The sequence below is a fragment of the Saccharothrix texasensis genome (assembly GCF_003752005.1).
Lineage (GTDB): Bacteria > Actinomycetota > Actinomycetes > Mycobacteriales > Pseudonocardiaceae > Actinosynnema > Actinosynnema texasense.
The window spans coordinates 4,451,316-4,463,795 of the sequence record NZ_RJKM01000001.1 but is presented as its reverse complement, the minus strand read 5'-3'; the positions used below and the strand labels follow the sequence as shown (position 1 = coordinate 4,463,795).

The 12,480-nt window shown below is 73.1% G+C and carries 12 protein-coding genes; 7 read left to right on the top strand and 5 right to left on the bottom strand.

Annotated features, from left to right (window positions below):
• Positions 1–39: 39 nt before the first annotated feature.
• Together ychF and EDD40_RS18895 are read left to right on the top strand one after the other, a co-directional pair.
• Positions 40–1,119 carry a redox-regulated ATPase YchF gene (ychF, locus tag EDD40_RS18900; RefSeq protein ID WP_123744098.1) on the top strand — a complete coding sequence of 360 codons (1,080 nt, stop codon included), beginning with the start codon at positions 40–42 and terminating at the stop codon, positions 1,117–1,119.
• Between the two features lie 471 nt (positions 1,120–1,590).
• Complete coding sequence (locus tag EDD40_RS18895) at positions 1,591–2,802, top strand: mannosyltransferase (protein ID WP_123744097.1); 1,212 nt, start codon at positions 1,591–1,593, stop codon at positions 2,800–2,802.
• On the opposite strand, the gene EDD40_RS18890 is transcribed toward EDD40_RS18895, so the two are convergent.
• On the bottom strand, positions 2,758–3,051 hold the full coding sequence (locus EDD40_RS18890) for a 4a-hydroxytetrahydrobiopterin dehydratase (protein WP_123744096.1): 294 nt from the start codon (positions 3,049–3,051) through the stop codon (positions 2,758–2,760). The two genes, EDD40_RS18895 and EDD40_RS18890, sit on opposite strands and share 45 nt — an antisense overlap.
• Positions 3,052–3,188: 137 nt before the next feature.
• Between EDD40_RS18890 and EDD40_RS18885 the strand changes: the two genes are divergently transcribed.
• From EDD40_RS18885 to EDD40_RS18875, 3 genes are read left to right on the top strand one after another with little or no spacing between them, the layout of a single operon-like run.
• Positions 3,189–4,223, top strand: coding sequence for a thiamine ABC transporter substrate-binding protein (locus EDD40_RS18885; RefSeq protein WP_123744095.1), 1,035 nt, complete (start codon positions 3,189–3,191; stop codon positions 4,221–4,223).
• A complete protein-coding gene (locus EDD40_RS18880; RefSeq protein ID WP_246038334.1) occupies positions 4,220–5,824 on the top strand; it encodes an ABC transporter permease in 1,605 nt (534 codons plus the stop codon). The genes EDD40_RS18885 and EDD40_RS18880 overlap by 4 nt, the downstream gene beginning before the upstream one ends.
• Entirely contained in the window at positions 5,824–6,795 is a 972-nt protein-coding gene (locus EDD40_RS18875; protein WP_123744093.1) for an ABC transporter ATP-binding protein, read from the top strand. Before EDD40_RS18880 ends, EDD40_RS18875 begins: the two co-directional genes overlap by 1 nt.
• Here EDD40_RS18875 and EDD40_RS18870 read toward each other — a convergent pair.
• From EDD40_RS18870 to EDD40_RS18855, 4 genes are read right to left on the bottom strand one after another with little or no spacing between them, the layout of a single operon-like run.
• Positions 6,785–7,285 (bottom strand): GNAT family N-acetyltransferase, encoded by a 501-nt coding sequence (locus tag EDD40_RS18870; RefSeq protein WP_246037728.1) that lies wholly within the window; start codon positions 7,283–7,285, stop codon positions 6,785–6,787. The genes EDD40_RS18875 and EDD40_RS18870 overlap by 11 nt on opposite strands.
• Positions 7,286–7,289: 4 nt before the next feature.
• On the bottom strand, positions 7,290–8,123 hold the full coding sequence (locus EDD40_RS18865; RefSeq protein WP_123744091.1) for an ABC transporter permease: 834 nt from the start codon (positions 8,121–8,123) through the stop codon (positions 7,290–7,292).
• Positions 8,120–9,160 (bottom strand): ABC transporter ATP-binding protein, encoded by a 1,041-nt coding sequence (locus EDD40_RS18860; protein ID WP_123744090.1) that lies wholly within the window; start codon positions 9,158–9,160, stop codon positions 8,120–8,122. The genes EDD40_RS18865 and EDD40_RS18860 overlap by 4 nt, the downstream gene beginning before the upstream one ends.
• Complete coding sequence (locus tag EDD40_RS18855; protein ID WP_123744089.1) at positions 9,157–10,323, bottom strand: LolA family protein; 1,167 nt, start codon at positions 10,321–10,323, stop codon at positions 9,157–9,159. The genes EDD40_RS18860 and EDD40_RS18855 overlap by 4 nt, the downstream gene beginning before the upstream one ends.
• A gap of 137 nt (positions 10,324–10,460) precedes the next feature.
• Here EDD40_RS18855 and EDD40_RS18850 point away from each other — a divergent pair, with 137 nt between their 5' ends.
• Together EDD40_RS18850 and EDD40_RS18845 are read left to right on the top strand one after the other, a co-directional pair.
• A complete protein-coding gene (locus EDD40_RS18850; protein ID WP_123744088.1) occupies positions 10,461–11,195 on the top strand; it encodes a response regulator transcription factor in 735 nt (244 codons plus the stop codon).
• Positions 11,192–12,478: a sensor histidine kinase gene (locus tag EDD40_RS18845; RefSeq protein ID WP_123744087.1), complete on the top strand. Its 1,287-nt coding sequence runs from the start codon at positions 11,192–11,194 to the stop codon at positions 12,476–12,478. Before EDD40_RS18850 ends, EDD40_RS18845 begins: the two co-directional genes overlap by 4 nt.
• Positions 12,479–12,480: the final 2 nt, after the last annotated feature.

Here is a 12,480-nt window from a genome sequence, read left to right as displayed (position 1 = left end):
AATCGGACATGGCGTCGGGGGCGCGTAGACTCACCCACCGTGAGTTTGACCCTCGGTATCGTCGGCCTGCCCAACGTCGGCAAGTCCACCCTGTTCAACGCCCTCACGCGCAACGACGTGCTGGCGGCGAACTACCCGTTCGCGACCATCGAGCCGAACGTCGGCGTGGTGCCGCTGCCGGATGCCCGCCTGGCGAAGCTGGCGGAGATCTTCGGCTCCGAGCGCGAGGTGCCGGCGGTGGTGTCGTTCGTCGACATCGCGGGCATCGTGAAGGGTGCGTCCGAAGGGGCGGGGCTGGGGAACAAGTTCCTCGCCAACATCCGCGAGGCCAACGCGATCTGCCAGGTCATCCGGGTCTTCGACGACTCCGACGTGATCCACGTCGACGGTCGCGTCGACGCCGCCGCCGACATCGAGACGATCAACACCGAGTTGATCCTCGCCGACCTCCAGACGCTGGAGAAGGCGATCCCGAGGTTGGAGAAGGAAGCCCGCACGCAGAAGGACCGGCGTCCCGCGCTGGAGGCGGCGCAGAAGGCGCGCGAGGTCCTCGACGGCGGGCGCACGCTGTTCGCCGCGCAGTCCGAAGTGGACGGTCCGCTGCTGCGCGAGCTGAGCCTGCTGACCGCGAAGCCGTTCCTGTACGTGTTCAACGCCGACGAGGCCGTGCTCACCGACGAGGCGAAGCTCAAGGAGCTGCGCGAGCTGGTGGCGCCCGCGGACGCGGTGTTCCTCGACGCCAAGGTCGAGGCGGAGCTGCTGGAGCTGGACGAGGAGTCCGCGCGCGAGCTGCTGGAGTCGATCGGCCAGCACGAGCCGGGCCTGTACTCGCTGGCCCGGGCCGGTTTCCACACCCTCGGCCTGCAGACCTACCTGACGGCCGGCCCGAAGGAGTCGCGGGCCTGGACGATCCCGCAGGGCGCGACCGCGCCGCAGGCGGCCGGCGTGATCCACACGGACTTCGAGCGCGGCTTCATCAAGGCCGAGGTGGTCTCCTTCGCCGACCTGGTGGAAGCCGGCTCCATGGCCGCCGCCAAGTCCGCCGGCAAGGTCCGCATCGAGGGCAAGGACTACGTCATGGCCGACGGCGACGTGGTGGAGTTCCGCTTCAACGTCTGACCGGTGCGGACAGCCGTCTCCCCGCACTCGGCCGCCACCGCTCCGGCAGCACGGCGGGTGCGGCGATGACACGGTGGGGCTGATCGAGGGCCGCCCGGAGGTCGCCGCGCGTCCGGCCGGCCGGACCGGGCCCGAGGGCTCCCCGCCGCGCGACCCGCTGGAGTTCCGCCGCGGCGGGTGATCACCGAGCGACCGGCCCGGCACAGGGCTCGGGGCGGTGCGCTCAGGTGAGCGCACCGCCCCGAGGTACTGTGCTCGTGCGTCAGCGCACCTGGTTGCGGCTGTGGCGGGCCAGGGCGAAGACGCCCCCCGCGGTGGCCAGCATGGCCAGGGCAGAGACGGTGAATACGACGATGTCGGTGGTCATGCGATTTTTCCCCTTGCGTTGATCTCCCACTCGTCTTGACGTCCGGGTACCCGGTTTCGTGGCCCGACAGTCGTGTAATTCACACGATCGTGGAGGTAGTTGCAGTGGGACTGCGTGCACTTGAAGGGCGGGTGCTCGCCTACGCGCCGTGGATCCTGGGCGCGTCCCTGCTCGGGCACCTGGCGATGGTCGCGTTCCAGGCGAAGATGACCATGGTGGACCTGATGGTCTACCGGAACGCCTCACCCGAGCTGTTCACCGGTCTGCTCTACGACTGGCGGCTCAAGGAGTTCTCCGACCAGTTCGCCCTGCCGTTCACCTACCCGCCGTTCTCGGCGCTCGTCTTCGTGCCGCTGTCGTGGGTGCCGTGGGGCCTGGCCCGCTGGCTCTGGCAGCTCGCCTGCCTGGCCTGCCTGTGGTTCGTCACCCGCAAGTCGTTGCAGCTCGTCGGCAGCAACGACCCGCGCCGGGCGATGCTGTGGACCGGTCTGTTCGTGTGGGTCGAGCCGGTCCGCACGACCCTGAACTACGGCCAGGTCAACCTGGTCCTGGCGGCCCTCCTGCTCGGCACGATGGTCAGCGCCCGGAGCTGGAAGCAGGGCGCGGGCGTCGGCATCGCGGCCGGGCTCAAGCTCACCCCCGCCATCTCCGGCCTGTACTTCCTGCTCAACCGCCGCTACCAGGCGGCCGCGTGGTCGGTCGTGGCGTTCTTCGGCACGGTCGGGCTCGGCTACCTGATCTCGCCGCGCCTGTCGGACGAGTACTGGTTCCACCTGCTCGGCGACGCGTCCCGGGTCGGCCCGGTCGGCTCGGCGATCAACCAGTCGCTGCGCGGCGCGCTGTCCCGCACCGTCGGGTACGACGTCGGGACCGGGCCGGTCCTCCTCGGCGCGGTCGCGGTCGCGGTCGTGCTGACCGGGTTCGCGCTGCACGCGTCGCTCAAGGCCAAGGACACGTTGGCGATGATCGTGTCCGTCCAGTTCCTCGGCCTGCTGGTCTCGCCGATCTCGTGGAGCCACCACTGGGTGTGGGCGGTGCCCGCGCTGATGTGGTTGATCTACTCGGCGAAGCACCGGCTGGCCACCGCCACGGCCGTGGCGTGGATCCTGGCGATCGGCAGCTACCTGATCTCGTTCCTGCTCAAGGCGCAGCCGTCGATCTGGATCATCCCGCGCCCCTGGCACCACTCGGCGCTGGGCTGGGTCTACCCGGCGGTGGGCCTGCTCACCCTGGTCACCGTCGCGGTGGTGCTGCGGCGGCGCGCGGCGCGGTCACGTGAAGAGGTCGAGCACCCCGTCGATCTCCTCCGCGAGTGACACGTCCAGCGCGGTGATCCCGCCGCCGGCGTGCGTCGTGCAGCGGAACGTCAGCGTGCGCCGGCGGATGTCGATGTCGGGGTGGTGGTTGTCGTTCTCCGCGATCTCGGCCACCCGGTTCACGACCTGGAGGGCCCGGGCGAAGCTCTCCAGCTCCACCGTGCGCACCAGCGCGGCGTCCTTCGCCTGCCACGAAGGCAACGAAGTCAGCGCGGCGGTCACCTGGTCGTCGGTCAGCAGCTCGGCCATGGGCCTGATCGTCTCACCGCGCGGGGTAAGCTGCGCGTTCGCCACGGGAGTCCGGTGCTGCGCCGGGCTGAGAGGAAGGCGCGCGAGCCTTCGACCGTCCACACCTGATCCGGGTCATGCCGGTGTAGGGAGAGATGATGTTCCGACGAGTGCTGCCCGCCGTGACCGCGTTCGCGCTGCTCACGGCCTGTTCGGTGACCACGTCCGACGCGCCGGCGCCGGGGGAGCGGGTCGTCACGCTGGTGACGCACGACTCGTTCGCCCTCAGCCCGGAGCTGCTGGAGAAGTTCAAGGCCGACACCGGCATCACCATCAAGCCTCTGGCCGGCGGTGACGCCGGCGAGATGACGAACAAGCTGGTGCTGACCAAGGACGCCCCGATCGGCGACGTCGCCTTCGGCGTGGACTCCACGTTCGCCTCCCGCGCCCTGAAGGAGGGGGTGTTCGCCGAGTACGCGAGCCCCGAGGCGCAGCAGGGCGCGCAGCGCTACCAGCTCGACCCGCCGAACCGGCTGCACGCCGTCGACGTCGGCGACGTGTGCCTGAACATCGACGTCGCGGCGTTCAAGGACATCGGCGAGCCGAAGCAGTACGCCGACCTGGCCGACCCGAAGTACAAGGACATGCTGGTGGTCGAGGACCCGGCGACGTCCTCGCCGGGCCTGGCGTTCCTGCTCGGCACCATCGCCACGTTCGGCGAGCGGAACTGGACGAACTACTGGGGTCAGCTCAAGGCCAACGGCGTGAAGGTCGTCAGCGGGTGGGAAGAGGCCTACACGCAGGACTTCTCCGGCTCCAGCGGCAAGGGGCCGCGGCCCGTCGTGGTGTCCTACGCGTCGTCGCCGTCGGCGGAGATCGGTGACGACGGCACGCCGCGCACCAAGGCGCTGCTGGACACCTGCTACCGCCAGGTCGAGTACGCGGGTGTGCTGAACGGCGCCAAGAACCGCGAGGACGCCGAGAAGGTCGTGGACTTCCTGCTCGGCGAGCAGGTGCAGGCCGACGTGCCGGGCCAGATGTACGTCTACCCGTCACGCGAGGGCGTCACCCTGCCGGAGGCGTGGACGAAGGCCGCGCCGCTGCCCGCCTCCGCGCGGTCGCTGCCCGCCGCCCAGGTCGACGCGAACCGCGAGCAGTGGGTGCAGCAGTGGCGCACGCTGGTCCAAGGCTGACCCCACGCCCGACCACCCGCCTGAGCCCGCGGTCGGCCTGGGCGCTCGCCGCGCTCCTGCCCCTGGCGTTCCTGGGCGTGTTCTTCGCGTGGCCGGTGCTGGCGATCGTCGGGCTCGGCCTGGGCGAGGGCGGCGTGCTGCCGGTCCTGGCCCGCGCCGACACGTGGGACCTGGTCGGGTTCACCCTCGGCCAGGCCGCCGCGGCGACGGCGCTGGCGCTGGTCGCGGGCCTGCCGGTGGCGTTCCTGCTGGCCCGGTGCCGGGTGCGGGGCGCCGGGCTGGTCCGCGCGGCGGTCATGGTGCCGTTCGTGCTGCCGACCGTGGTGGTGGGGCTCGCGTTCCGGGCGCTGTGGCCAGACGGCGGCGTGCTGCCGATCGTGCTGGCCAACGCGTTCTTCAACGTCGCCGTGGTCGCCCGCACGGTCGGCGGCCTGTGGGCGCGGGTCGACCGGCGGGCCGAGGACGCGGCACGGGCCTTGGGCGCGTCGCGCTCGCGGGCGTTCACCTCCGTCGTGCTGCCGTCGTTGGCGCCCGCGATCGGGTCGGCGGCGTCGGTGGTGTTCCTGTTCTGCGCCACCAGCTTCGGCGTGGTGCTGGTGCTCGGCGGCGCGCGTCACCGCACCCTGGAGACCGAGATCTACCTGCGCACGGTGGAGCTGTTCGACCTGTCGGGCGCCGCCGCGCTGTCGTTGGTCCAGTTCGTCGCCGTGATCGCGGTGCTGGTGGTCGGCGCCCTGGCCCGGCGCAAGCGCGAGAAGTCCCTGTCGCTGCGGGTCGAGCCGCCCCGCCGGCCCACCGGCGGCGAGTGGGGCGTGGTCGTCGCGGCGTGGCTGGTGGTGGCGGCGCTGCTGGCGCCGGTGGCGGGGCTGATCGCCAGGTCGCTCGCCACGGACGACGGCTGGAGCTTCGCCGGGTACGCGGCGCTGGCGGGCACGGGGGAGCGCGGCACGCTGGCGGTGTCCGGGCTGGACGCGGCGCTGAACTCGGTGCGCACGGCCACCGACGCCACGCTGGTGGCGCTGCTGGTCGGCGTGACGTCCGCGGTCGTGCTCGTGGGGTTGCGGCGGCACGGGTCGTGGTTCGCGGAGACCCTGGACACCGCGCTGATGCTGCCGCTGGGCGTGTCGGCCGTGACGCTCGGCTTCGGCTACCTGGTCACCATGGACGCGCTGCCCGGCGACTTCCGCACGTCACCGCTGCTGGTGCCGTTGGCGCAGGCGCTGGTGGTGACGCCGTTGATCGTGCGGATCGTGCTGCCGGTGCTGCGCGCGGTCGACGAGCGGCTGCGGCAGGCGGCGGCGACGTTGGGCGCGAGCCCGTGGCGGGTGTGGCGCGAGGTGGACCTCCCGCTGGCGTCGCGGTCGCTGCTGGCGGCGGCCGGGTTCGGGTTCGTGGTGGCGTTGGGCGAGTTCGGCGCGACGAGCTTCCTGGCCCGGCCGGACGCGCCGACGCTGCCGGTGGTGATCGCGCGGCTGATGTCGCGGCCGGGCGAGCTGAACAGCCAGATGGCTTACGCGGCGTGCGCGTTGCTGATGGTGGTGACCACGGCGGCCGTGCTGGTGATCGAGCGGTTGCGGGTGCCGAGCGGCGGGGAGTTCTGATGTCGTTGCGGGTCGACGGGGTGAGCGTGGCCTACGGGCCGGTGACCGCGGTGTCGGAGGTGGACCTGGCCATCGGGGACGGCGAGGTGGTGGCGCTGCTCGGGCCGTCCGGGTGCGGCAAGTCGACGTTGCTGCGGGCGGTGGCCGGGTTGGAGCCGCCGGCCGCCGGGACCGTGTCGTGGGACGGCGTCGACCTGGCGGGCACGCCCGTGCACCGGCGGGGTTTCGGGTTGGTGTTCCAGGACGGCCAGCTGTTCCCGCACCGGGACGTGGCGGGCAACGTGGCGTTCGGGCTGCGGATGCGCCGGGTGGAGCGGGAGGCGCGGGAGAAGCGGGTGGCCGCCCTGCTGGACCTGGTCGGCCTGTCGGGTTACGCCGACCGCCGGGTGACCGAGCTGTCCGGCGGCGAGCAGCAGCGGGTGGCCCTGGCCCGTGCCCTCGCGCCGCGACCCAAGCTGCTGCTGCTGGACGAGCCGCTCTCCGCGCTGGACCGGGCGTTGCGGGAGCAGTTGGCGGTGGACCTGGCGCGCCTGCTGCGGGAGACGGGCGCGACCGCGCTGGTGGTGACGCACGACCACGACGAGGCGTTCACCCTGGCCGACCGCGTGGCGGTGATGCGGGCGGGCCGGGTCGTGCAGGTCGGCGAGCCGTCCTCGGTGTGGCGGCGCCCCGCCGACGTCGAGACCGCGCGGTTCCTGGGCTGCGGCAAGGTCCTCCCGCCCGAGGCCGCCGAGCGCCTGGTGGGCGTGGCCGCGCGGGTCGGCCTGCGGGCCACGGCCCTGCGCGTCGACCCGGCCGGCCCGATCGGGGCCGAGGTCCTGGAACGCGTCCACCGCCGCGACCACGTGCGCCTGCTCGTGCGGCTGGAGGGCGAGGACTTCGAGGCGGTCGCCCCGGTCGCCGCACCACCGTCGCCGGGCGACCGCGTCACCCTGTCCGTGGACCTCGACGGGGTCGCCGTCATCGGCTGAGGTCGAGCGCGTACTCCACGTCCCCGTGTTCGGCGCCCTCGATGTGCTCGGGCCAGTCCTCGTGGAACGTCCGCACGTGCCGCAGCCCGACCTTCTCCAGCACCCGCCGCGACCCGGTGTTCACCGTCATCGCGTACGCCACGATCCGCGTCAACCCGGCCGCACGCCCGTGCTCCACCAGCGCCGCCGCGCCCTCGGTCGCGTAACCGCGCCCCCAGTGGTCGGGGTGCAGCCGGTACCCCAGCTCGGCCACACCCCTGTCCACCGGGCTCAGCTCGAACCACCCGATGAAGTCCCCCGACTCCTTCAGGTGCGCGGCCCACCAGCCGCCGCCGAGCAGCCTCGGCAGCACGACCCGCTCCACGTCGGCCCGCGGCACCGGCTTGCCGTCTTCGACGTACCGCATCACCCGCGGCTCGCCGAGCAGTCGCACCACGGCGTCCACATCGGACTCGACGAACTCGCGCAACACCAACCGCTCGGTCTCCACCGGGCTAATTGTCCTTGGTCGCCAACCGCATCGCCGCCAGGGACAGCCCGATCAGGACGTAGCACCCCGCCAACGCCGTGCTCCGCCACAACCCCTCGGTCGGCAACGGGTCGCGCATCACGTCGGTCAAGCCCTCCCACGCGGACGTGATGAGGTACGGGTGCAGCCAGTCCAACGCGCTGAAGACGCCCAGCACCGCGAACACGATCACACCGGCCATCGTCGCCGCCATCACCACCAACGGGTGCTCGGTGCACGCCGAGATCGCCATCGCGATCGCCGCCACACCCCACACCTGCACGGTGACCAGCAGGATCGTCAGCGCGATCCGCCCGAGCGCCGCGCCGAACGACAGCGTGGACCCCGACAGCGTGAGCATCCCCTCGCCGCCGAACAGCACCACGCCGGTGATCGCGCCGACGAACGCGATCAGCGTCACCGCGACCAACGTCATCGTGGCCACGCCGAACGCCTTGATCCCCAGCAGCCGCAGCCGGCCCACCGGCGAGATCATCAGCCCGCGCAACGTGCCGTGCTGCGCCTCGCCCGCCAACCCGTCGGCCGCCCAGATCGCGCCGACCAGCGGCAGCAGCAGCGGCAGCGCCAGGAACAGCGTGAACACCGGCAGCACCAGCCCGTTGCCCGCGATGATGGCGGCCAGACCCGGCCCGGCGGGACCGTCGCCGTCCACCGCGAACCACAGCCCGATCCCGGCCAGGACCGGCACCAGGCACAGCGACGCCAGCCCGATCACCGTCCGCGGCCGGCGCACGATCCAGCGCAGCTCCGAGCGCAGTTGCCTGCCCAGCGGAGCGCGCGTGGCGACCAGCGCGCTCATCGGGCCCCCTCCTCGATCGTGTCCACGGCGGACAGGTTGTGCTCGGACTCCTCGGCCTCGGTGAGCCGGGCGAACAGGTCCTCCAGACCGGTGCGGTGGCGACGCGCCTCGTGCACCTCGACCCCGGCGTCCACCAGCGTCCGCACCACCACAGGTGCGGTCGTGCCCATCAGCTCGACCCGCACCCCCTCGGTGGCCTCGTCACCGGCTCCGCCGGCGGAGATCGGGCGCGCCGAGATCCGACCGGCGCGCAACGCGTTCAGCGCGTCGTCCACGTCCGGCGTGACGACCAGCAGCGAACTGCTGTCCGCGTGCAGCAGCTCGGCCAGTTCCCCTTGCGCCACCACGGTTCCCCGGTGCAGCACGGCCACGTGCGTGCACGTCGCCTCGATCTCGCTGAGCAGGTGCGACGACACGACGACCGTGCTGCCCGCCTCGTGCAGGTCCGCGATCACCTTGCGCACCTCGCGGGTGCCCGCCGGGTCCAGGCCGTTGGTCGGCTCGTCCAGCACGATCAGCTTCCGCTTCACCAGCAGCGCCGAGGCCAGCCCCAGCCGCTGCTTCATGCCCAGCGAGTACCCCCGGTAGCGCCGGTGCGCGGCGGCGCCGAGGCCGACCCGCTCCAGCGCGTCCTCGACGGCCTGCCTGATGTCGCCCGAGGCGAGCAGCGGCTCGAAGGCCGCCGCCCGCCGCAGGTTCTCCCGACCCGACAGGAACGGGTGGAACCCCGGACCCTCGACCAGCGCGCCCACGTGCGGCAACGCCTGGGCGACGCCGTCGGGCAACGCCTCGCCCAGCAGCTCGACCTCGCCCTCGGTCGGCCGCACCAGTCCGAGCAGCATGCGGATCGTGGTGGTCTTGCCCGACCCGTTGGGGCCGAGCATCCCGAGCACCGCCCCCTGCGGCACGTCGAGGTCCACCCTGTCCACCGCGACCGTGCGCCCGTACACCTTGCGCAGCCCCCGCGTCCGGGCCGCGAGGACCGGGGTGGAGCCGGTGCTCACCGGCTCCACCCGCGCGCTGGTCGAGGTGGTCACTTGACCTGGCCGATCGCGTCCACGAGCACCTGCTCCGGCACCGCGCCCGCGGCCACCCGGCCGTCGTCGGCGATCAGCACGCCACCGACCCGCGTGGTGATGAGCGTGCCCGAGCCCCAGTCGCCGCTGACCTGCTTGCCCAGCTGCTTGAGCAGGCCCTGCACGTCGACGTCCGCGTCCCGGCCGTCCTCCTGCCAACGCCCCGGGCGCTCGCCCTGCCGGCCCTGCTCGCCCTGCCGGTCCGCCAGCCCGGCCAAGGCGCCTGCCGGCACGCGCGCGGCCAGCACGGTGTCCCAGCCCTCGCCGATGACCTGCGGGTTCGCCTCGGTGAACGCCTGCTCGGCGGCGGCCTTGTCCTCGGCCGACGGCTCGTCGGCGTTCGGCTCGGTCACCTTCGCCCCGGCGGGCGGGGTGAACGCGAACAGCGACGCGTCCTGCGGGCCGACGGTCAGCTCGGAGAACCCGACCTGCACGGCGGGCGCGTCCGTGCCGTTGGTCAGCACGGCCACGCGCAGCGGCATCCGCAGCTCCGAGTCGACCGCGACGCGCACCTCGCGCAGCACCGTCTTCTCGGTCGGCTTCGGCGTCAGCACCAGCTCGTACACCGGCCGGTTCGCCACCCGCGCGGTGCCGTCGACGGTGACGTCGCTGTACTCCTGGATCGCCGCGACCACCTGGCGCGACAACGTCACCGGGTCCGTCGGCAGGGCCTGCTGCCCGTCCGGCTCGCCCCGCCCGACGCCGAGCCCCGGCTTGGTCCGCTCGAACGACCCGTGCGGCATCTTGCCGACGGTCTGCTCGGCCGAGTTCCACAGCCACGCCGTCTGCCCGTCGTCGACGAACGTGCGCTCGGAGTCGCCGCCGGGCAGCTGCACCCGCAGCTTGCCCTGCCCGTCGGTCCAGATCCGCAGGTTGCTGGCGCCGTCCGACGCCTGCGGCACGCCCGCGATGGCCGGGATGCCCAGGTCGTTGTCCACGTCCACGGTGCCGCCGAACGCGGCCGGCTTCGCCTGCAGCACGGACTCGACCAGCGCCTCGGCGCTCACGTCCGGCAGCACCGGCGCGGGACCGGCGCCGGCGGGCATCGCGAGCAGCCCCAGCCCGGCCGCGCCGGCGACCACGCCCACCGCCGCCGCCACGACGGTCACCTTTCTCCGGTTCATGTCCCCTCCTCTGCCGGGCAGCCCCTTGCGGCCCGACAACCCAGACACTCCTCCGCGAGCCCTGAGACCGGGCTGAGAGCGGCCCGGACGCTGAGAGCGCACTGAGACTCTCGCCCCGATTGTCCTCCTCACGGGGCATGCTGGGGGACGTGAGACCACGGGTGCTGGTTGTGGACGACGAGATCGGCGTGCGCCGCGCGTTGGAACGCGGGCTGTCCGCGGAGGGCATGGAAGTGGTGACCGCCGCCGACGGCCCCAACGCCCTGCGCGTGGCGTTGACCGGCGCGTTCGACGTGGTGCTGCTGGACATCATGCTGCCCGGCCTGTCGGGCTACCGGGTGTTGCAGCGGATGCGCGCCGAAGGGGTGCGCACGCCCGTGCTGATGGTGTCCGCCAAGGACGGCGAGGTCGACCAGGCCGACGGGCTCGACCTCGGCGCCGACGGCTACCTGGTCAAGCCGTTCTCGTTCGTGGTGCTCGTGGCGCAGGTCCGGGCGTTGCTCCGGCGCAACTCCACCGACCTGGCGCGGCGCCGGCTCAAGCTGGGCGAGCTGGTGGTGGACCGCGCCCTGCGCGAGGTGAGCTGGGCCGGCGAGCCGGTCTCGCTGTCGCCGCGCGAGTACGCCGTGCTCGACGTGCTGGCCAGCCGGGCCGGCTCGGTCGTGACGAAGGACGAGCTGCTGCGCACCGTGTGGGGCGACGAGCAGGCCGCCACCCGCAACGCGGTCGAGGTGTACGTCGGCTACCTGCGGCGCAAGCTCGACGCGATGGGCGCGGGCGAGGTCGTGCGCACCGTGCGCGGCCACGGCTACCTGGCGTCCACGCCCGACCTCGACGCGGCGCTGGGTTCGGCGGGGACCAGGCGCAGGTGAGCCCGCGCCGGTGGTGGCCGCCGCGCCGCTGGTGGCTGCGGCGCACCCTGCGGTTCCGGATCACCGTCGTGGCGACCGGAGTGGCCCTGCTGTGCCTGCTCGCGTTCACCCTCCTGGCACCCCAGCTGATCGGGTTCGTGCAGGTCAACGCAGTGGACCGGGAGCTGTCCAAGGCGGAGGACGCCCGCGTGCTCGACACCGCCGGCAACCCCCTGGACGGCGGGCCGAAGCCCGACCTGACCGCGGCCGAGATCCGCGCGCTCAAGTCCGGCGAACCCGTGCTGCGGATCGACGGCCCCAGCGCGCACCGGTGGGTCGGCCGGGTCCAGTTCGCCGCGGACGGCACACCCCGGCTGCACGTCGCCGGCGACACGCTCGTCGGCTACCGCGAGGCGAACCAGCTGGGCACCCGGTGGCTCGCGGTGGCCGCCGTGCTGGTCGCGGGCCTCGTCGGGATCGCCACGTGGTTGGCCGTGCGGTCGTCGCTGCGCCCCGTGGAGCGGATGCGGGTGGCCGCGGCGGAGCTGCCGCGCGGGCAACGCCTGCCCGTGCCGGCCGCGCGGGACGAGCTGCAAGCCCTGGCGGAGGCGCTGAACGCCCTGCTGGCCCGACGCGACGAAGCCACCGAACGGCTGCGCCGGTTCACCGGCGACGCCGCGCACGAACTGCGCTCACCCGTGACGTCCGTGCGGGCGCAGGCCGAGGTGGCGGTGGCGCACCCCGACCCGGACTTCTCCATCGAAGTGCTCGAATCGGTGGTCGAGGAATCCGTGCGGCTGTCCGCCCTGGTGGACGCGCTGCTGATCCTGGCGCGCGCCGACACCGGCGAACTGCCGCGCGCCGAACCCGTCGACCTCGTGCTGCAGGCGCAGGCCGCCGTCGACCGGCTGGGGGAGACGGAGCTGCTGGTGCAGCTGGCCGCGCCCATGAGCGCGTGCCTGATCTCCGCCGCGGGCGCCGAGGTCGAGCTGGTGCTGGACAACCTGCTGCGCAACGCCGCCCGGTACGCCCGGACGTTCATCCGGATCTCCGTGCTGCCGGCCGCGCGCGAGGTGCGGCTGCTCGTGGACGACGACGGGCACGGCATCCCCGAAGAGCACCGGGAGAAGGTGTTCGACCGCTTCTACCGGGTCGAGTCGGACCGGGGACGGGCCACCGGCGGGTTCGGGCTGGGCCTCGCGCTCGTCGCGCACCTCGTGCGGCGGCGGCGGGGGACGATCCGGGCGGGCGAGTCGCCGGAGGGCGGCGCCCGGCTGGAGGTGCGCTGGCCGCTCTACCGGTGACC